Below are 19,381 nucleotides of genomic sequence, written 5' to 3'. Positions count from 1 at the left end.
AGCGCAGGATTATACGGTAATCTTCGCGCTTTTTTAATTTATTCATTGAAGCCTGATAGCCAGCGACTCAGTAATAGCTCGCCATTTAGACCCGTGTGTTTAACAAGTTCCGCTTTCAGTTTGTTCAGTGCCATCAACTGCGACATCACTTTCGCCAACGGCACTGCCTTAGCTATCTGTTGTAGCGCATCCATCGCATCACAGTGGACGATAGCTTCTTGAGACCCTTGTTGTGTCTTCATCACATCAAGCAGTAAAAAGCTAAGCCAGTTTAGACCCTCTCGCTGCCCTTTGGTCAGCATATCGGTCAACGTAAAAAGACCTTGGCGGGTAGACACAAACGCAACAAAAGCCTCAACCAACGCTTTATGTTTCGCCATGCTGGCATCTTCAATAAACGCTTTCGCCGCCAGCGGGGCTCCTCGATTAATTCGAATGACTTGTAAAGGCACTGAATCAAACAGCTCCCCTTCCACCCAACGTTTTACCACGCTTTCTTCGGGCAGTTTAGGCTTCCACTTATTACAGCGGCTAACAACCGTTGGCAGCATGCTGTCGATAGACTCGGAAAGCAGGATAAAGTGACAATGTGACGGTGGCTCTTCCAACGTTTTCAATAACGCATTGGCGGCAGCTTCGCCCATCCGATCGGCGTTTTGAACCAAAATGACTCGCTCGCCACCGAGTTGGGAGGTTTCCCACGCATACTGATTACCCGCACGAACCGCATCCACACCCAGTTGTTTACCTTCAGATTCAGGCCTTAACCAGTGAAAGTCTGGATGTGTATCTGCATCAAACAGCTTACAGCTATGGCATACGCCGCAAGGTTCAACAACGCCATTCTTACATAGCACCGTTTTGGCAAGCATGGCGGCAAGCGCTAGTTTTCCGCTGCCTTTCGGTGCGCTGAGCAAAACGGCATGGTGCAAGCGATCTTGTCCTAACAACTGTTGCCAGTTCTGCCAGAGTTCGCCGTGCCAAGGGTAGACATTAGCCTGCATGATTCAGCCAAGTTTGTAGTGCAGTACGAATATCAGCGGTCACGCTCTCAATCGACTGTGAGGCATCAATAATCACAATACTGTCATCGGCGTTCGCTAATTCTAAATAACGCGCACGCGAGCGATGGAAGAAATCTAACTTCATCTTTTCAATTCTATCTAGCTCTCCACGCGCTTTAGCGCGAGCTAGGCCAATCGCTGGGTCGAGATCCATATACAACGTAAAGTGAGGGCGGAAATCGCCCAGAACCGTATCGCGTAAGTTCTGCATTAGGGCTTTATCAAACCCGCGACCACCACCTTGATAAGCCTGAGATGACATATCATGACGATCGCCAACCACATACGCACCACGCGCTAGCGCTGGCTTGATGACATTATCAACCAGTTGAATTCGCGCTGCATAGAGGAGCAGTAGTTCAGCCATGTCCGTCAATGGCTCATCGGGATGCCCCTCTTTGACAAGAGCACGCATTTGTTCTGCAAGCGGTGTACCGCCCGGTTCGCGTGTCGTTTCAATATCTGAAACCCCGGTCGCTTTTAGAGTTTCGATTACGTTTTGGATAGCTGTGGTTTTACCCGCACCTTCCAAGCCTTCTACGACGATAAATTTTCCGCTATTCATTGGGCTCTTAATACTTTTAGATACTGTCTTACTGCGCGGTTATGTTCCGCGAGCGTCTTAGAAAAATTGTGTCCACCGAGTCCATCGGCAACAAAATAAAAGTAGGGTGTATCTGATGGGTTGGCTGCAGCGAATATCGACGCTTTGCCCGACATGGCTATCGGCGTTGGAGGCAAACCCTTAATGGTATAGGTATTGTAAGGTGTTGGCGTGCGTAAATCTTTCTTACGAATATTACCATCGTACTTATCACCCATACCGTAAATCACGGTTGGGTCTGTTTGTAATCGCATCCCTTTATTTAATCGGTTAACGAATACAGACGCGACCTTACCACGCTCTTTATCCACGGCCGTTTCTTTTTCGATAATGGACGCCAACGTAAGAAGGTCATACTCAGATTTGATTGGTAAGCTTGCTTCACGCTGCTCCCATGCCTGCTTCAGGGTGTTTTCCAACTGGTCTGATGCGCGCTTGAGAATCGCTATGTCACTCTCGCCTGACACATAATGATAGGTCTCAGGAAGTAGCAGCCCTTCCAGTTTATTAACACTCAAACCCAAGCTCTTTGCAATGTCAGCCTCAGACATATCTTCGGTATCATGAGTAATATGCTCTGTGGTCGCCAATTGAGCACGCCATTCTTTGAATGTGCTCCCCTCAACAAACGTGATAGCAAATTGATGTTCTTTACCGGAACGCGCAACCAGAAAAACATCAGAAAGTGTCATTCCCGGTTTGATTTGATAAGTGCCAGCTTTCAATCTTGTTAATTCAGGGTGCGTTTTCGCAGCCCAACGAGCCCATTGAGAACCATCAACAATATCTTGTGACACCAAGTTTCGGGTAAATGAATGGTAGTTGGCTCCGTCTGGAACCGTCACCAGTTGGCTGGCATCGATCTTGATGGGGCCATTCACATAGCCTTCGATTTGACCATGAACCCAATATGCGCCGCCCAGTGCAGCTACTACTAAAAACAATAAAATCAGGGCGATTTTCTTAATCACGCATTCAACCTCAATGTAAGAGCTCTACACGCCGCATCACTGCGGTAACGTGTTTGTTCTATGCAACGAACAGGAACCAATCCCATCACTGCATTGGTTATAAATACTTCATCCGCGCTGAAAATCGTGTCGGCGTCTACTGTCACAATATTCACGTCGAATCCTTCCAATGGTGCTGCATGGATCACTTCAGCACGCATTGTACCTTCTACACCAGACAACGATAGGTCCGGCGTGAAAAGGGCATTGCCTTTTCGCCAAAACAAATTTGATGCCGACGCTTCCACCAACTTGCCGTTGAGATCACACACCACACCATCATCAATGTCTTGAGTATCCAATTCTTGCTTTATTAATACTTGCTCAAGACGATTGAGGTGCTTTAATCCAGCAAGCGAAGACAAACCTAATCGTTGATTGAGCATCACCATTTGTATGCCCTGCTCTTTCCATTGCTGATAGTGCGAAGGATAAGCGTGTGATGACACAACAACATTCGGCGTGTGACAACCTTTTGGGCTATAACCTCGACCACCACTTCCTCGCGTCACGATAATCTTCACGATGCTTTTGCTTTCATGCTTCTGAGAAAAAGCAACGCTTTCAGCTGACGTAGCGACCTGTTGCCAATCAACGCCATCAATACCTAGCTTTGCCGTGTTGGCTTTCAAACGCGCTAAGTGACGTGACCAAGAACGAACTACACCATCATTGACCAGCATGGTGGTATAGCATCCGTCTCCGTATTGCAGTCCCCTGTCAGCAATCGGCAGGAAATCAGCAAGCTGTCCATTAAGCAGGATCATGGTTCATCCTTGAAAAGCAGAAAAAAAAACGGCCCGATATCAACTATCGAGCCGTTCTATTCTATCAAAAAACTTACATTTTTTTGAAGATTAACGAGCCATTCGTGCCGCCGAAGCCGAAAGAGTTACACAGAGCGTACTCCATGCTCACTTGACGCGCTTCGTGAGGAACGTAATCAAGGTCACAACCTTCATCAACGTTATCAAGGTTAATTGTTGGCGGTACCGCTTGATCAACCAATGACATGATGGTGAAGATAGATTCAGCAGAACCTGCAGCACCCAACAAGTGACCAGTCATCGACTTGGTCGAAGACACCATGGTTTTGTCAGCAGCAGCACCCATAGCCAAACGAATGCCTTTGGTTTCAGCAACGTCACCAGCCGGCGTCGAGGTGCCGTGTGCGTTAACATAACCAATGTCTTCAGGTGTAATGCCAGCATCGCGGATTGCCGCTTTCATTGCCAATGCACCACCAGAGCCGTCTGCACTTGGCGAGGTCATGTGGTAGGCGTCGCCACTCATACCGAAGCCAACTAGCTCACAGTAGATTTTCGCGCCGCGCGCTTTAGCAAACTCGTATTCTTCAAGAACCATGACGCCTGCACCATCACCCAGAACAAAACCGTCACGGTCTTTATCCCAAGGGCGCGAAGCAGCTTGTGGGTCATCGTTACGAGTTGACAGTGCTTTTGCTGCTGCAAAACCACCGATACCAAGCTCAGTTGATGCTTTTTCTGCACCACCTGCCACCATAGCGTCCGCATCGCCGTATGCAATCATACGTGCCGCGTGACCGATGTTATGAAGGCCAGTCGTACAAGCAGTCGAAATCGCGATGTTTGGACCGCGAAGACCGTAGTTAATTGAAACATGACCGGCGATCATATTCACGATGGTCGACGGTACAAAAAATGGGCTAATTTTGCGTGGGCCTTTTTCGACATACGCACGGTGGTTTGACTCAATAAGTCCGAGGCCACCAATACCAGAGCCAATAGCTACACCAATACGCTCTGCATTCTCTTCTGTGACTTCCAAACCAGAATCTTCAAATGCTTGCACACTTGCAGCGATACCATATTGGATAAATAAATCCATTTTCTTGGCATCTTTCTTAGAGATGTAATCTTCACAGTTGAAATCATTCACCATCCCAGCAAATTGGGTTGCGAAACCAGTGGTATCGAAATGTTGGATGGTTTGAATTCCGCTTTGGCCTGCCAGCAAGGCTTTCCAAGAAGATTCAACGGTGTTACCTACAGGTGATAACATCCCCATGCCAGTGACAACAACACGACGCTTAGACACGATGATATTCTCCGGAGAAAAGGTGTAATTTGAAATTTTCGGGGTCTTAGAAAAAACTCAGGCGGTCATAGTGACCGCCTGGAAGGATCTTGTTCTGATTACTCAGACGCGCCTACAACGTAGTCAATCGCTGCTTGGACGGTAGTGATCTTCTCTGCTTCTTCGTCTGGGATCTCTGTATCGAATTCTTCTTCCAGAGCCATTACCAACTCAACAGTGTCAAGTGAATCTGCACCCAGATCGTCAACGAAAGATGCTTCGTTTTTAACTTCAGCTTCGTCTACGCCTAGTTGCTCAACGATGATTTTTTTAACGCGTTCTTCGATGTTGCTCATATTAATACTATTCCTTACAAGATTCGCAGATGCGATATGTGCAGTAGTTTATTCAATAATGTGGAAGTTGCAACACCCTATATGCTGGTCAAACCACGATATGCTCGATAAACAGCCGGAGTTTGACCTGTATCATTTCGTGTTGCAACTTTAATGTTTAAATCATGTACATGCCGCCGTTAACATGAAGTGTCTCACCTGTGATATATGCTGCATCACCTGACGCTAAGAAAGCGACGGTCGCAGCAATTTCACGTGGATCACCCAATCGTCCAGCAGGTACTTGAGAAAGTGTTGCTGCACGCTGATCATCGTTCAGCGCTTTTGTCATATCGGTTTCGATGAAACCTGGAGCAACAGTATTTACGGTAATTCCGCGTGATGCAACTTCTCGTGCCAGAGATTTGGTGAAGCCCACAACTCCAGCTTTTGCTGCTGCGTAATTCGCCTGTCCTGCATTGCCCATTGTGCCAACAACAGAGCCCACGTTGATAATACGGCCATGACGTTTTTTCATCATTGCACGCATTACTGCTTTCGACATGCGGAAGATAGACGTTAAGTTGGTGTCCATGATGTCCTGCCACTCGTCATCTTTCATTCGCATCAGAAGGTTATCACGCGTAATACCTGCGTTATTTACCAGGATATCAATGTCGCCAAACTCTTCTTTAATCGATTTCAGTACAGCATCAACAGACTCTGCTGATGTCACGTTCAGTGCGAAACCTTTGCCATTTTCACCCAGATAATCACTGATTGCTGCGGCACCGCTCTCAGAAGTGGCAGTGCCTACTACTGTCGCACCTCGTTCAACAAGAAGTTCTGCGATAGCACGGCCAATACCGCGGCTTGCGCCGGTTACAAGAGCAATTTTTCCGTTCAGGTTCATGAGTTTTCGTTCCTTTATAACAGCTGCCAGCTTTTATTGCTGTCCGCAATTCCCAGAAATTATTTCGCCGCTTCCAGCGATGCTGAATCGTTTACTGCCGCTGCACTCAAGTTGCGGTCAATACGTTTTGCTAGGCCTGTCAATACTTTACCTGGGCCCATTTCCAATAGCAGCTCAACACCTTCGCTTGCCATCTTCTCTACACTTTCTGTCCAACGAACAGGACCATAAAGCTGGCGAACCAATGCGCTCTTAATTGCAGCAGAATCAGTCTCAGTTGCCACATCCGCGTTATTAATCACAGGAATAGATGGCGCAGAAAACACGATATTCTCAAGTGCAATTGCCAATTTATCTGCTGCTGGTTTCATCAATGCGCAGTGAGAAGGCACAGAAACAGGTAAAGGAAGAGCACGTTTTGCACCCGCTTCTTTACACAATACGTTTGCACGCTCTACTGCTTCTTTATTACCCGCAATCACAACTTGGCCTGGTGAATTGAAGTTAACTGGAGAAACGACTTCTCCCTGAGCAGCTTCTTCACACGCTTTTGCAATCGCATCATTATCAAGGCCAATAATGGCTGACATCGCGCCGACACCAGCAGGCACAGCTTCTTGCATTAATTGACCACGAAGCTCAACCAATTTGACTGCTTCTTTGAAATCGATAACGCCCGCACATACAAGCGCCGAATACTCACCCAAGCTATGACCAGCCATAACTGATGGCTGAGCACCACCTTGTTCTTGCCAAACACGCCAGATAGCAACAGACGCACTCAATAGTGCAGGTTGCGTACGATGTGTTTGATTAAGGTCAGTGTCTGGACCATTTTGAACAAGTGCCCAAAGATCGTAACCCAACACGTCAGATGCTTCTGAAAACGTTTGTTTTACTACATCAAATTGTTCACCCAGTTCTGCCAACATGCCCACAGTTTGTGAACCTTGACCTGGGAAAACCACAGCAAAGTTAGACATAGATATATTCCTTTTTAAAACTTAATCAGAGCAGAGCCCCAGGCGAAACCACCACCAAAGGCCTCCAGCAAAATCGTTTGACCGCGTTGAATGCGTCCATCTCTCACTGCCTCATCGAGCGCAGTAGGGACAGAGGCGGCAGACGTATTGCCGTGTCTATCTAGGGTAATCACTACCTGATCCATCGACATCGCGAGTTTCTTAGCGGTAGCTTTAATAATGCGGAAGTTAGCTTGATGTGGAACTAACCAATCAATCTCTGACTTATCCATATGATTCGCATCAAGTGTTTCCGACACGATGTTAGCAAGTTGGGTAACAGCAACTTTAAACACATCATTGCCAGCCATTTCTAGCCATGCATCTTGCGCGACAGGACTATTGGCGCCAGCACGCTCAGGAAATTTAAGTTTCAGCAACTCGCCAAACTTACCGTCAGCGCGAAGGTGCGTTGAAATAATTCCAGGTTCTTCACTGGCACTCACCACTGCCGCACCCGCACCGTCACCAAACAGAATGATGGTCGAACGATCTTCTGGATCACATTTATGCGATAGACGATCTGCACCAATCACGAGTGCGTTACGCGCCATGCCAGATTTCACGTATTGATCTGCCACGCTGAGGGCATAAACAAACCCTGAACATGCCGCAGCAATATCAAACGCAGGGCAACCGCTAATCTCCAACATAGCTTGTACATCACAAGCCGCTGCAGGAAATGCGTTTTCGCCACTGGTGGTCGCAAAGATAATTAAGTCAATGTCTTGCTTGTCAATCTGTGCCATTTCAATGGCTCGACAAGCAGCGTGATAACCCATCGTCGCCACTGTTTCGTCTTCAGCAGCGATACGACGCTCTTTAATACCAGTGCGAGCCATGATCCACTCATCACTGGTATCAACCATTTTTTCGAGATCCGCATTTGAGCGGATTTGCGCAGGCAAATAACTGCCTGTGCCTAAAATCTTACTGAACATGAAGACTAATAATGCCTCTCGAGTAGTACGGCTTCCAAACGGTCACATATCTTTTTAGGGATTTGCCGTTCGACTTCGTGTACCGCTTCTCCGATAGCGTGTTGGAAAGCGGATGTATCAGCACGTCCGTGGCTTTTCACTACAATGCCGCGCAATCCTAACAGACTTGCACCATTGTACTGGTCGGGGTTCAGGTTATTTAGCGATTTAAATAGACTGCCAAATAGCCATTTAGCCACCAGTTTCTTAAACGGGTTCTCGAGTATATGCATTTTTAGACTTTCTAAAAATAATCTCGCGACACCTTCACTGGTTTTGAGGCTGACATTACCGACGAATCCATCGCAGACAATCACGTCGGCTTTTCCTGTATAGAGTTGGTCACCCTCTACATAGCCGATGTAATTAACCGCAGAACACTGTTGCAGCATTTCTGAACAGCGTTTAACCAAATCGTTCCCTTTAATTTCTTCCTCACCGATGTTCAGCAATGCCACTGATGGTTGGCGACCTAACTCTTCTTCAGCGAGTACGGCACCCATCACAGCAAACTGAAATAACGTATCAGCATCTACTGATACATTCGCGCCTAAATCGAGTAACCAACTTTTATGGTCTCCTAGCGTCGGAAGCTCAGAGATCAAAGCAGGCCTGTCGATACCAGGAAGCAGTTTTAGTAGCATTCGGGAGAGTGCCATCAAGGCACCAGTGTTACCAGCACTGACACAAGCATCAGCTTTGCCTTCGGCAACAAGTTCAAGGGCCACACGCATAGAAGAACCTTTGCTTGACCGAAGCGCTTGCGAAGGACGTGTGTCATTGGCGATAGAAGATTCCGCATGAACAATTGATATGCGGGAGGCGTTATTATGACCCAGCAATACGAGCTGGCGGGTGATCTCAGCATGATCACCGACGAGTACGACTTTTAACGAAGGGAAATGCAACAATGCCTGCACGGAGGCAGGCACTGTTATCTGGGGACCGAAGTCCCCACCCATCGCATCAAGTGCAATGGTTAGACCAGACAAGGCTCAACCTTACTTGTTGATTACCTTGCGGCCACGGTAGAAACCGTCAGCAGTCACGTTGTGACGCAGGTGAGTTTCACCAGAAGTTGCATCTACAGACAATGCACTAGTAGTTAGCGCATCGTGTGAACGACGCATACCACGCATTGAACGTGATTTCTTGCTCTTTTGTACGGCCATGGACCCTACTCCTCGTTACTTTGCTTTAAGTTTTTCAAAACGGCAAATGGATTCGGACGCTCATCAGCAAGCGGGATTTCCCCGAAGACCATGCCATCAGCGTTGACTTCGCAGTCAACCTCATCGTGCATGGCAACCTGTGGCAAAGCCACCATCAACTCATCTTCGATGATTTGAAGCAGGTTTATCTCACCATTTTCGTCGACTAATGCCGGCTCATAAGCTTCCGGTAAATTGCCAACCTGATCTTCATTGAAAACCGGGCTGTAAATAAATTCGATATCACAGTGATATGGGAAAGACTTCCAACAACGCTGACATTCAAGATTAACATCGACCTTAGCGTGACCGCTTACAATCTTTAAACCTTGAGCATCAATGTCGAACGAAAGCTTCACATCAGCATCACCGATTACACCTTCAGTTGCCTCAGAAAGACGCTCCATCTGCTTAACTGCGATGATGCCATCGTAGTCCAGCCTCTTTTGCGCACTTTTAAACGGATCAACCGTCAGTGGTAGCTTTACCTTCTGCATAGGGCGCGAATTCTAGCCTCCAAAGCATCCTGAGTCAAAGAAATTTATACCTTAACTTCCAGATCGTTGGCTCTAAAGCTACAACCTTTCAGATATAGGTTAATTTCTGAACAACAGGTACTTAGCGAAATTAAATACAGAATGGGCAGAAACACTCAAGCCCACTCGCCTACGCAAGTGTAAAACATTACACTAACCCCCGTATACGAATAATCTGACTATGGTGCATCGATAGATGAATAATCAAACAGTCGTACTGGCATCTGGGTCTAAATACCGCCAGATGTTGCTACAAAAACTCGATTTCCCTTTCAAATCTCATTCTCCTGACATTGACGAAACACCATTTGATGATGAATGCCCCACCGAATTGGTCAAACGACTATCACGGGAAAAAGCTCAAGCCTGTCGAAATGCACATCCTGATGCCTTGATCATAGGATCCGATCAAGTTTGTGTGATCAACGGAAGGATCCTCGGTAAGCCACACACACATGAACGTGCTATCGAGCAACTATCGCTAGCATCAGGTCAGCATGTCACCTTTTATACAGGGCTTACACTACTCAACGCTGCAACCAATAACGTTCAAACGGATGTTGAACCGTTTCATGTACACTTTCGCCAATTAACGCTTGCCGAAATTGAACGCTATATCACTCGCGAGCAGCCCTTAGATTGCGCAGGAAGCTTTAAATGTGAGAGTTTGGGGATTGCGCTGTTTGAAAAACTAGAAGGCAGAGATCCCAATACGTTGGTGGGCTTACCTTTAATACGACTGTGTGAAATGTTACGCGCAGAAGGAAAGGCTGTTCTATAAAAAGCAAAAGGGCGTTTGAACGCCCTTTTGTTATGTGTATTTTATTGTCTATATAAAGAAGATAACGATTCAGACAAGCGCATCTAAAGATGCAATCACGGCTACCGGTGCATAATCAGATAACACACCCTCATCGTGAACCCCCCAAGTGACGCCAATCGCATCAACACCTGCATTTTTAGCGAGCAGCATGTCATGTGACGTATCCCCCACCATTACCGCTTCATGTGGCGCAATGTTTAGCTCATCTAATATAGAAAGGATCATGAGAGGATCCGGCTTAGAGGCCGTTTGATCTGCGGTTCGAGTAGCAACAAAAAGGTGGTCAGTCTTCGTTTCTTGAATGGCACGATCAAGACCAGGGCGAGATTTTCCTGTCGCAACACTCAATAGATGCCCGCGCGCTTTCAAAGCCGTTAGTGCCTCCATCACACCATCATATAACTTATGAGGTGTGGTATTGAGTTCTCGAAACTGTTCGCCGTAGTGCTTTTTCCAAACATCACGCTTTTCAAGCGGCGCATCTGGATACAGATAGGTGTAGCCCTTATCCAAGCTAAGCCCAATCATTTGCTTAAGTTCGTCAAATGACAACTCTGGTAAGCCGCCCGTTAAACGGGCAGCCTCATCCAAGCTTGAAACAATACGTGCAATGGAGTCCATCACCGTACCGTCCCAATCAAATATCACTAACTTGTAGTTAGTTAACACGTGGCAGTTTCCTTAAACCTTCCAAGGTTCGCTCTAATTGTTTATCCAAAGGGGCTGAAATATCCATCACCTCTTCAGTACCTGGATGCGTGAATTTGATATTCGCGGCATGAAGGAACAAACGGTTCAACCCAAACTTCTTCGTGTAAGCATCAAAGCGCGGATCACCATAGCGGTCATCCCAAGCAAGTGGATGCCCCACGTATTGAGCGTGAACCCTAATTTGATGAGTGCGTCCTGTTATCGGGCTCGCTTGCACTAAGGTTGCCTGATCGAACTGTTCCAGAATCTTAAAGCGGGTTTCAGACGCTTTGCCATTCGGGTTAACACGAACGATGCTGTTCACTTCATTTTTCAGCAAAGGAGCCGTCACCTTGCGCATGCTTGGTTTCCACTTGCCCATGCCCAACGCAAAGTAATATTTTTGTACCGTCTTCTCGCGAAACTGCGCTTGAAGATGACGCAAAGCCGAGCGTTTTTTGGCGATCAGCAAGATACCAGACGTGTCTCGGTCAATTCGATGTACCAATTCAAGAAAGCGCGCATCAGGACGAAGCGCACGCATGGCCTCGATTGCACCGAAATGCAGCCCACTTCCACCGTGAACCGCAGTTCCTGATGGTTTATTCAGAACAAGCATGTGATCGTCTTCATAAATCACACATTTTTCTAGCTCTGCCACGCGATCCAGCTTGGTATTAGGTGCCGCAGCCTGCGCCACCTCTGGGATCTTGATCGGAGGAAGACGAATCACATCACCCGGCTGGAGCTTATATTCCGGTTTTATGCGTTTTTTGTTAACTCGCACCTCTCCCTTGCGAAGAACGCGATAAATCATACTTTTAGGGACGTTTTTAAGCCAATTTCGGAGAAAGTTATCGATCCGTTGGCCAGCAATGTCATCTGAAATGTCGATGAATTGCACTTTTGGTTTATCTGTATTCATAGGGGTTCGATTCTACATTGCATCAAAGTAGTTTGCTGCAAAAAAGTGACCCTGTTATAGTTGCGCCGTAATGCAGGAAAGTTAGCAGCTTTTTTGCACGCCACGACTAAAAAGTCGACAAATAGAGTAAATTTTTACCGCTTTTTCCAAGACGAATGACTATTCACGGCACTATCTCAAAGTAGTAACAGATTCGCTGAGAGTTCAGTACGTCTTAATCATGCAGCAATTGGCGTAAGACATGAGGAATAAAGCACCCGTTAGTTTGTTGGCACGACGGGATAAATAACCAGTGTCAAAGAGACTATCGCCATTTGTGGCGAAGAGCCGACTGGATAAGGCGGAGTGATTTCTGATTTCCGCGTCAGTGGGTCGATGAGTAGTGCCCTAGAGCGTCCCTGATTTTCCAGCCGTGAGGTTGCATTAATGTCAGACTTGGGACCTGGCAGCATTGCGTTTTCTGTCTCGTATCCGACAACTAATAACAACAAATAATCGAGAAAAATTTGATATGAAAAGAATGTTGATCAACGCAACTCAAAAAGAAGAGTTGCGCGTCGCATTGGTTGACGGTCAGCGCTTATACGATCTAGATATCGAAAGCTCTGGTCATGAATCGAAGAAAGCAAACATCTATAAAGGTCGTATTACCCGCATTGAACCCAGTCTTGAAGCAGCATTTGTAGACTACGGTTCAGAGCGTCACGGCTTCCTTCCTCTTAAAGAAATTGCTCGCGAATATTTCCCAGACAACTACAGCTATCAAGGCCGTCCCAACATTAAAGAAGTGTTGAAAGAAGGCCAAGAAGTGATTGTCCAGGTTGATAAAGAAGAACGTGGTAACAAAGGCGCAGCCCTGACCACTTTCATTTCTCTTGCGGGTAGCTACTTGGTTCTTATGCCTAATAACCCTCGTGCTGGCGGTATTTCTCGTCGCATCGAAGGTGAAGAGCGCAGCCAACTTAAAGAAGCAATGTCTGGTCTAACTCTGCCACAAGGCATGGGTCTGATCGTTCGCACTGCTGGCGTAGGTAAATCTGCAGAAGAACTCGAGTGGGACTTGAAGTACCTGTTGAACAACTGGGAACGTATCCAGGGTGCAGCAGAAACGAAAGTTTCACCATTCCTGATCTACCAAGAAAGTGATGTTATCGCTCGCGCATTCCGCGATTACCTTCGCCGTGATATTGGTGAAGTGCTGATCGATAGCGAAAAAGTATATAACCAAGCTCGTGAGCGTATTCAGGCAACACGTCCTGATTTCCTGCAGCGTGTTAAATACTATGAAGGCGAAGTACCGCTTTTCAGCCACTACCAAATCGAGAGCCAGATTGAATCTGCGTTCCAACGTGAAGTTCGTTTGCCATCAGGCGGTTCAATTGTTATTGACCCAACGGAAGCACTAACCTCTATCGACATCAACTCTGCTCGTGCAACAAAGGGTTCAGATATCGAAGAAACCGCGCTGCAAACCAACCTTGAAGCAGCAGATGAGATTGCACGTCAATTGCGTCTACGTGACCTTGGTGGCCTCGTTGTTATCGACTTCATCGATATGACGCCAGTTCGTCACCAACGTGAAGTTGAAAACCGTCTTCGTGAAGCGGTTCGTATGGATCGTGCACGCGTCCAGATCGGTCGTATTTCTCGCTTTGGTCTGCTAGAAATGTCTCGCCAACGCTTGAGCCCATCTTTGGCTGAAGCAAGCCACCATATCTGTCCTCGTTGTACAGGTACGGGTGTTGTGCGTGATAACGAATCACTGTCGCTGTCTATCCTTCGTTTAATTGAAGAAGAAGCACTGAAAGAGAACACGTCGCAAGTCATGGCGATTGTTCCTGTTCCTGTTGCCTCTTACCTTCTGAATGAAAAGCGTCGTTCTGTTCAGCACGTAGAGAAGTACCATAACGTACGCGTTATCGTGGTTCCTAACGCCAACATGGAAACGCCGCACTTTGAAGTAGTACGTGTTCGTGGTGGTGATGAAAACACAACGCTGTCTTACGAGCTTCCACAGCAACTAGAAGCCATTCGTGAAGCAGAGAGCAAAGAAGATGCTCCCGCAGAACGTATCGTTAAGAAACGTGAAGAGCCTGCTCTTCAGAGCTTCACTGCACCAGCATCACCAATGCCTCCGCAACAAGCCAAGCCTGCTGCCAAACCAGCAGATGCGGCACCAGGGTTATTCTCACGCCTAGTTTCATTCGTCTCAGGCCTCTTTGCGGGCAAAACTGAAGAAGAAGTGAAACCGAAAGAGTCTGTGCGTGAAGATCGTAATCGTCGTGACCACAAGCGCTCACAAGATCGCACTCGTCGTGGTTCTCGCAATAATCAGCGTGACGAAAATGGTCGTAACAATGAGCGCGGCGAACGCAACGAGCGTAATGAACGCAACGACAACAGAAAACCACGTCGTAACAACCGTGATCGTCCTGAAAACACAGAGCGCAATGCCAACACAGAACGTCTAGAGAAGCCTGCGAAGAAACAAACACGCAAGCCTGTCGAGAAAGTAGAGAAGGCAGAACAGCGTCAGCCAGCGAAAGTGGCGAAACCTGTGAAAGAAGAAGCGGCACCGGTTGTTAAGCAAGAAAAAGTGGAAAAGACGGAGAAAGTGAAACAACGCCGTCAACGCCGCAAGCTTAACAAGAAAGTTCGTGTCTCAGATGCTGCGCAAGAAACCGAAGTTGTTTCTGCCAACCCGCTAGCTGAAATGGGCCAGGCTGTTGCCACCGAAGCGAAAGCAGAAGTACAAGTACAAGTACCAAAATTGGCAAAATCAGCAGAGGCATCGGACGATACTGAACAACGCGACGAGAAGCGTCGTAATCGCCGCTCACCTCGTCACCTGCGCGCTAGCGGTCAACGCCGTCGTCGTAGCAACCGTGAAGAGAACGAGAACACCTCAACTGAACACGCTCTTGACCAATTGGATATGATGGAAACTGTCGTTTCTGTTGTTGAAAAACGCAATCAAGTGGTATTGAAGTCAGGCGTTGCTTCTCCTGAAATGGCAATGGGTAAAGTATGGCCGTCTAAGACTGCTATCAAAGCTCCTGTTGTTGCTGAAGCGGTTGTTGAAACTGTTGTTGAAGCACCAAAAACTGAACACGTTGTGGCAGAAGACAAACCTTCACTCGGCGGTGTTGCTTTCCCTGAAATGGCAATGGGTAAAGTATTCCCTCGCCGTGCAGCACCAAGCGTGTTGGAAGAGAAAGCCAAGTCAGAAGGTACTGATACCCTGAACGAAGAGTTGCCTGTTGCTGTTAACGCACCAATTGAAGCGCAACCAGAAGTTGTCGCTCAAGACGTTGTCGTTGAAGAAGTCGCAGCGACAGAGGTTGTAGACACTGTCGTCGAAACAACTGAAGCGCCTGTTGAGGCATCTGCCCCAGAAGCCGATGTAAAAGGTGTGATGGAAGCAAGTGAAATTCCAGCTGTTCAACCCGCTAAGGCAGTTGAAACGCCAGTAATTCGCTACCGTCAAGTTGCTGCGCCAATGGCAAAAGCTCCTGCACCAGAAAGCACAGCATCAGCGATGGAAGTGGCAATAGCAGATTTCCGCAACGAGCACGTGCAAACTAAACAAGCAGGCAGTGATGTCGCGACAAGTCGCGCAACCGCACCTGCAACCAAACCTAGCTACTAAGCACAAGGTTTGAAGAGAAAGAGCCATGCATGTCATGGCTCTTTTTTTATTTCTACGATTTGGATTGCCGAACAAAGGTCGGTGTTTCGTTAGTGATTGCCTTGTATGTTCAGACTACACAGACAGGGTGTTTTACCAGCCATAAATCGCGTTATTCATACTGTGACAACAACAACGCCAACGTATTGTTCATTCAATGAAGTTATCGTCATGCATATTTACAAATTAGCTACTAACATTGAACAAAATCACACTTTTAGGTAGTATCCGCAAGCGCTTTTTGTCTGCGGCATGTGATGGCACAGATTCCCTTTTTGGCGACAGCCTTTTAACTAATATTTAAGAAGTAATCCGACACGATGTTTGAATTTCCTAAATTCCCCCAACACTCAATCAAGAACGACGTACTGTCGGGACTGACAGTTGCACTCGCCTTAGTGCCAGAAGCAGTCGCCTTTGCATTTGTCGCTGGTGTCGACCCTATGGTTGGTCTTTATGCCGCCTTTATTATGGGTCTACTCACTTCCATTCTTGGTGGTCGTCCTGGCATGATCTCCGGGGCTACAGGTGCAATGGCAGTGGTTATGGTCAGCCTAGTCGCTCAGCACGGTATCCAATACCTCTTTGCCGCAGTGATGCTTGCCGGTCTCATTCAGGTCTCTGCAGGTGTATTCAAGCTAGGTAAATTTATCCGCATGGTTCCGCACCCTGTGATGATTGGCTTTGTTAACGGTCTTGCTATCGTTATCTTCCTTGCACAGCTAGGGCAGTTCAGAGCACCAAACGAGTTTGGTGAGATGGTATGGTTACCGGGTATGGAAGGTTTGGTTTCGCTACTTTCTATTGTTGCAGTTATTGCTGCAGCTGTTTTTTCTTTCAAACAACACGACAACATCATGAGGACACTACCAGTCCCGATCGTTGTCTTTGCGATTTATTTACTAGTCAAATATTCACCAGGACTACTAGGTCAAACCGTGTCTTTCGACTCCATTGTGAATTTTTGGGGTAGTGAGATGGCGATAATGTCAGGGTTGGTGATAGCAACCATGGCAATTATTCACTTCCTGCCGAAACTGACCACGTCAGTCCCTTCATCGCTGGTTGCGATTGTTGGTGTAACAGTCGCTGTTGTGATGTTGGACTTGGATACACGTAACGTGGTCGACTTCCTCCGCGCAATGAGTGGTGATGAGAACGCAACGCTAGCGGGTACGCTACCAACGTTTTCATTCCCTTCGGTGCCGTTTAACCTAGAAACCATTTACATCATCCTGCCTTATGCGCTGATTCTTGCTGCTGTCGGTCTCATCGAGTCGCTACTAACACTGACCGTTATTGATGAGATGACTGGTACACGTGGTCGCGGTAACCGCGAATGTGTAGGTCAAGGTGTTGCAAACGTTACCTGTTCTGTGTTCGGTGCAATGGGTGGCTGTGCCATGATTGGTCAATCAATGATCAATGTAAACTCAGGTGGTCGTGGCCGCTTATCAGGTATTGTTGCTGCCATTGCCCTACTCTGCTTCATCTTGTTCACATCATCACTCATTGAGATGATCCCACTAGCAGCATTGGTTGGTGTGATGTTCATGGTCGTTATTGGTACGTTTGAGTGGGCAACCTTCAAGCTTGCACGCCGTGTTCCAAAACAAGATTTCTTCGTCATTGTCCTCGTGACTGTCGTAACGGTTATGACTGACTTGGCTATCGCTGTGATTGTGGGTGTGATTGTTTCTGCACTGATCTTTGCTTGGGAACACGCTAAGCATATCTACGCATCAAGCCACACCAACGAAGAAGGCTCTAAAGTCTATGAAGTGAATGGCCCACTGTTCTTTGGTTCAGTCGCCAACTTCCTTGAATTGTTTGACGCACAAAACGACCCAGATGACGTTATCGTTGATTTTGGTAAGTCGCGAGTCGCTGACCATTCAGCCATTGAAGCCATTGATACCTTGGCAGACCGCTACAACAAGGCAGGAAAAACACTGCACCTTCGCCATTTGTCACATGACTGTAGAGCGCTGCTAACGAAGGCAGGCAGCTTGGTTGAAATCAACCACATTGAAGATCCAAACTACAAAGTGGCAGACGACCTATTGGGATAACCCCCGCTGTCTGACACCCAATTTGGGTTCTCCGTAAAAAAAAGCGAGCCAATGGCTCGCTTTCTTGTTTTGGTCCGCGGCTACAACCCATTCTTTCATGGGGAAGTAAGCTCTGTTTTAGTTGGGAATAATCACGCTATCAATCACGTGAATAACGCCGTTTGATGCTTCGATATCTGTCGCGACCACATTGGCGTTATCGACTTTCACGCCGTTCGCGGTATCGATAGAGATCATACTTCCTTGCGCGGTCGTTGCCTCAGTCAGATCTACCACGTCTTTTGCCATCACTTTCCCTGGCACTACGTGATACGTAAGAATCGCGACAAGCTGATCTTTGTTTGCTGGTTGTAAAAGGCTTTCCACGGTCCCTGCTGGTAACTTTGCAAATGCTTCGTTCGTCGGGGCGAAGACGGTAAATGGCCCTTTCCCTTGAAGCGTTTCGACAAGGCCAGCCGCTTTAACTGCAGCGACTAGCGTACTGAAATCTGGATTTCCTGCGGCTATTTCAACGATGTTTTGTTTCGGTTTCTCGTGCATCTCCTCATGGTGTTTGGCTTGAGCGCTGCAGGCAGTTAGTGTGAACATGACGAGTAAAGAAATGATTGCTGATTTTAGAGAGGACACGAAGTTCGTAGAAATCATATGATTTCTCCTATTCCATATATTAAAGGTGAGAGCGTTTGCTCGATTTAGCTGATCAGCGAAAAGTCATTACGGAGTGATTTTTGAAATGGTTTACCTTACGCAATAAAGTTATTTCTCACAGCCGTAGCTTGCGGCTAAATAATGCTGAAAAGATTTCTCGTTGTGTGTAGTAAACGTATCCGCTAACGAATCAACTCGCAGGATGCGATCGATGCGAAAGCTTCGGTAGTCATTCCTCAGTTCGCACCACGCCACTAAGGTCCAAACCTTTCCCCAATAGACTTGCCCAAGCGGTTGTACCACCCTATCAGACACAATGCCTTCACCCGTTTCGTAATGAATTTGGATTTTCTTAAACTGCGCCGTTGCCTCCCGCAATAATTCATTGCGATCAGCACTTTCACTGCCGACATGAAATGCCGGCACTTCAATGGGGAACGTTTCAATTTGGGCGCGAATGTGCTCTGGTAAGATGGAATGTATTTTTCTCGATGCTGAATGAGAAGCTGCCGCCAATTGCCTGTCTGACCAAGCCTTCACCATTCTCATACCAAGTTCGACAGCCAACATTTCTTCTTCGGTGAACATCAATGGCGGGAGATGAGATCCCTTACCAAGCAAATACCCAACCCCTGCTTCACCCTCAATAGGGACACCTGATAACAGCAGAGATTGGACATCTCGGTAAATCGTGCGTTCGCTGACACCTAGCTCTTCTGACAGTGCTTTCGCTGTCACCGCGTAACGCTTTGAGCGCAACAGGGTCAACAGCTCAAACAAACGCTCCGATTTACTCATTCAC

General features: G+C 47.2%; 20 protein-coding genes. 3 read left to right on the top strand and 17 right to left on the bottom strand.

The window, feature by feature from the left end; translation table 11 throughout:
• Positions 1–38: 38 nt before the first annotated feature.
• The 12 genes from holB to yceD all read right to left on the bottom strand — a co-directional run bounded on the left by holB (position 39) and on the right by yceD (position 9,694).
• Positions 39–1,004, bottom strand: coding sequence for a DNA polymerase III subunit delta' (gene holB / locus L4D06_RS17885; protein ID WP_429740594.1), 966 nt, complete (start codon positions 1,002–1,004; stop codon positions 39–41).
• On the bottom strand, positions 994–1,629 hold the full coding sequence (gene tmk / locus L4D06_RS17880; protein WP_274166483.1) for a dTMP kinase: 636 nt from the start codon (positions 1,627–1,629) through the stop codon (positions 994–996). Before tmk ends, holB begins: the two co-directional genes overlap by 11 nt.
• Complete coding sequence (gene mltG / locus L4D06_RS17875) at positions 1,626–2,639, bottom strand: endolytic transglycosylase MltG (RefSeq protein WP_274166482.1); 1,014 nt, start codon at positions 2,637–2,639, stop codon at positions 1,626–1,628. The genes tmk and mltG overlap by 4 nt, the downstream gene beginning before the upstream one ends.
• A complete protein-coding gene (pabC, locus tag L4D06_RS17870; RefSeq protein ID WP_274166481.1) occupies positions 2,636–3,445 on the bottom strand; it encodes an aminodeoxychorismate lyase in 810 nt (269 codons plus the stop codon). The genes mltG and pabC overlap by 4 nt, the downstream gene beginning before the upstream one ends.
• Positions 3,446–3,518: 73 nt before the next feature.
• Positions 3,519–4,757, bottom strand: a complete 1,239-nt coding sequence (gene fabF / locus L4D06_RS17865) for a beta-ketoacyl-ACP synthase II (protein WP_274166480.1) — start codon at positions 4,755–4,757, stop codon at positions 3,519–3,521.
• Between the two features lie 98 nt (positions 4,758–4,855).
• The gene (gene acpP / locus L4D06_RS17860; protein WP_007467184.1) at positions 4,856–5,092 is read right to left on the bottom strand and encodes an acyl carrier protein; all 237 of its coding nucleotides are present in this window, start codon (positions 5,090–5,092) and stop codon (positions 4,856–4,858) included.
• A gap of 157 nt (positions 5,093–5,249) precedes the next feature.
• A complete protein-coding gene (gene fabG, locus L4D06_RS17855; RefSeq protein ID WP_274166479.1) occupies positions 5,250–5,984 on the bottom strand; it encodes a 3-oxoacyl-ACP reductase FabG in 735 nt (244 codons plus the stop codon).
• A gap of 59 nt (positions 5,985–6,043) precedes the next feature.
• On the bottom strand, positions 6,044–6,967 hold the full coding sequence (fabD, locus tag L4D06_RS17850; RefSeq protein WP_274166478.1) for an ACP S-malonyltransferase: 924 nt from the start codon (positions 6,965–6,967) through the stop codon (positions 6,044–6,046).
• A gap of 14 nt (positions 6,968–6,981) precedes the next feature.
• Positions 6,982–7,947 (bottom strand): beta-ketoacyl-ACP synthase III, encoded by a 966-nt coding sequence (locus L4D06_RS17845; RefSeq protein ID WP_274166477.1) that lies wholly within the window; start codon positions 7,945–7,947, stop codon positions 6,982–6,984.
• Between the two features lie 5 nt (positions 7,948–7,952).
• Positions 7,953–8,978, bottom strand: a complete 1,026-nt coding sequence (plsX, locus tag L4D06_RS17840; RefSeq protein WP_274166476.1) for a phosphate acyltransferase PlsX — start codon at positions 8,976–8,978, stop codon at positions 7,953–7,955.
• Between the two features lie 9 nt (positions 8,979–8,987).
• Positions 8,988–9,158, bottom strand: a complete 171-nt coding sequence (gene rpmF / locus L4D06_RS17835; RefSeq protein ID WP_016961383.1) for a 50S ribosomal protein L32 — start codon at positions 9,156–9,158, stop codon at positions 8,988–8,990.
• Positions 9,159–9,163: 5 nt separating this feature from the next.
• Positions 9,164–9,694: a 23S rRNA accumulation protein YceD gene (gene yceD, locus L4D06_RS17830; protein ID WP_274166475.1), complete on the bottom strand. Its 531-nt coding sequence runs from the start codon at positions 9,692–9,694 to the stop codon at positions 9,164–9,166.
• A gap of 235 nt (positions 9,695–9,929) precedes the next feature.
• On the opposite strand from yceD, the gene L4D06_RS17825 reads away from it, so the two are divergent.
• Positions 9,930–10,514 carry a Maf family protein gene (locus tag L4D06_RS17825; RefSeq protein ID WP_429740593.1) on the top strand — a complete coding sequence of 195 codons (585 nt, stop codon included), beginning with the start codon at positions 9,930–9,932 and terminating at the stop codon, positions 10,512–10,514.
• A 69-nt stretch (positions 10,515–10,583) separates the two neighbouring features.
• On the opposite strand, the gene L4D06_RS17820 is transcribed toward L4D06_RS17825, so the two are convergent.
• From L4D06_RS17820 to L4D06_RS17810, 3 genes are all read right to left on the bottom strand, one after another.
• Entirely contained in the window at positions 10,584–11,225 is a 642-nt protein-coding gene (locus L4D06_RS17820) for an HAD family hydrolase (protein WP_429740592.1), read from the bottom strand.
• Positions 11,215–12,171, bottom strand: a complete 957-nt coding sequence (gene rluC, locus L4D06_RS17815; protein ID WP_429740591.1) for a 23S rRNA pseudouridine(955/2504/2580) synthase RluC — start codon at positions 12,169–12,171, stop codon at positions 11,215–11,217. The genes L4D06_RS17820 and rluC overlap by 11 nt, the downstream gene beginning before the upstream one ends.
• A gap of 260 nt (positions 12,172–12,431) precedes the next feature.
• Entirely contained in the window at positions 12,432–12,623 is a 192-nt protein-coding gene (locus tag L4D06_RS17810; RefSeq protein ID WP_429740590.1) for a hypothetical protein, read from the bottom strand.
• A 68-nt stretch (positions 12,624–12,691) separates the two neighbouring features.
• Here L4D06_RS17810 and rne point away from each other — a divergent pair, with 68 nt between their 5' ends.
• Together rne and L4D06_RS17800 are read left to right on the top strand one after the other, a co-directional pair.
• Complete coding sequence (rne, locus tag L4D06_RS17805) at positions 12,692–15,820, top strand: ribonuclease E (protein ID WP_429740621.1); 3,129 nt, start codon at positions 12,692–12,694, stop codon at positions 15,818–15,820.
• Positions 15,821–16,179: 359 nt separating this feature from the next.
• Positions 16,180–17,931, top strand: coding sequence for a SulP family inorganic anion transporter (locus tag L4D06_RS17800; RefSeq protein ID WP_429740589.1), 1,752 nt, complete (start codon positions 16,180–16,182; stop codon positions 17,929–17,931).
• Positions 17,932–18,048: 117 nt separating this feature from the next.
• Here the strand turns inward: L4D06_RS17800 and L4D06_RS17795 are convergent, their stop codons facing one another.
• On the bottom strand, positions 18,049–18,576 hold the full coding sequence (locus L4D06_RS17795) for a fasciclin domain-containing protein (protein WP_429740588.1): 528 nt from the start codon (positions 18,574–18,576) through the stop codon (positions 18,049–18,051).
• Between the two features lie 111 nt (positions 18,577–18,687).
• Positions 18,688–19,377: a helix-turn-helix transcriptional regulator gene (locus L4D06_RS17790; RefSeq protein WP_429740587.1), complete on the bottom strand. Its 690-nt coding sequence runs from the start codon at positions 19,375–19,377 to the stop codon at positions 18,688–18,690.
• Between the last annotated feature and the right edge of the window lie 4 nt (positions 19,378–19,381).

This window comes from Enterovibrio makurazakiensis, from assembly GCF_050336585.1.
In the GTDB taxonomy this organism is placed as follows: domain Bacteria; phylum Pseudomonadota; class Gammaproteobacteria; order Enterobacterales; family Vibrionaceae; genus Enterovibrio; species Enterovibrio gelatinilyticus.
This window is presented reverse-complemented; position numbering and strand designations above follow the sequence as displayed.

Bases quoted from the DNA above. Each gene is read 5' to 3' on its own strand.
- L4D06_RS17825 (WP_429740593.1), top strand. From the start codon at position 9,930: ATGAATAATCAAACAGTCGTACTGGCATCTGGGTCTAAATACCGCCAG.
- L4D06_RS17800 (WP_429740589.1), top strand. From the start codon at position 16,180: ATGTTTGAATTTCCTAAATTCCCCCAACACTCAATCAAGAACGACGTA.
- L4D06_RS17795 (WP_429740588.1), bottom strand. From the start codon at position 18,576: ATGATTTCTACGAACTTCGTGTCCTCTCTAAAATCAGCAATCATTTCT.
- fabG (WP_274166479.1), bottom strand. From the start codon at position 5,984: ATGAACCTGAACGGAAAAATTGCTCTTGTAACCGGCGCAAGCCGCGGT.
- yceD (WP_274166475.1), bottom strand. From the start codon at position 9,694: ATGCAGAAGGTAAAGCTACCACTGACGGTTGATCCGTTTAAAAGTGCG.
- rpmF (WP_016961383.1), bottom strand. From the start codon at position 9,158: ATGGCCGTACAAAAGAGCAAGAAATCACGTTCAATGCGTGGTATGCGT.
- L4D06_RS17845 (WP_274166477.1), bottom strand. From the start codon at position 7,947: ATGTTCAGTAAGATTTTAGGCACAGGCAGTTATTTGCCTGCGCAAATC.
- L4D06_RS17810 (WP_429740590.1), bottom strand. From the start codon at position 12,623: ATGCTGCCAGGTCCCAAGTCTGACATTAATGCAACCTCACGGCTGGAA.
- rluC (WP_429740591.1), bottom strand. From the start codon at position 12,171: ATGAATACAGATAAACCAAAAGTGCAATTCATCGACATTTCAGATGAC.
- rne (WP_429740621.1), top strand. From the start codon at position 12,692: ATGTTGATCAACGCAACTCAAAAAGAAGAGTTGCGCGTCGCATTGGTT.
- pabC (WP_274166481.1), bottom strand. From the start codon at position 3,445: ATGATCCTGCTTAATGGACAGCTTGCTGATTTCCTGCCGATTGCTGAC.
- holB (WP_429740594.1), bottom strand. From the start codon at position 1,004: ATGCAGGCTAATGTCTACCCTTGGCACGGCGAACTCTGGCAGAACTGG.
- acpP (WP_007467184.1), bottom strand. From the start codon at position 5,092: ATGAGCAACATCGAAGAACGCGTTAAAAAAATCATCGTTGAGCAACTA.
- L4D06_RS17790 (WP_429740587.1), bottom strand. From the start codon at position 19,377: ATGAGTAAATCGGAGCGTTTGTTTGAGCTGTTGACCCTGTTGCGCTCA.
- fabD (WP_274166478.1), bottom strand. From the start codon at position 6,967: ATGTCTAACTTTGCTGTGGTTTTCCCAGGTCAAGGTTCACAAACTGTG.
- tmk (WP_274166483.1), bottom strand. From the start codon at position 1,629: ATGAATAGCGGAAAATTTATCGTCGTAGAAGGCTTGGAAGGTGCGGGT.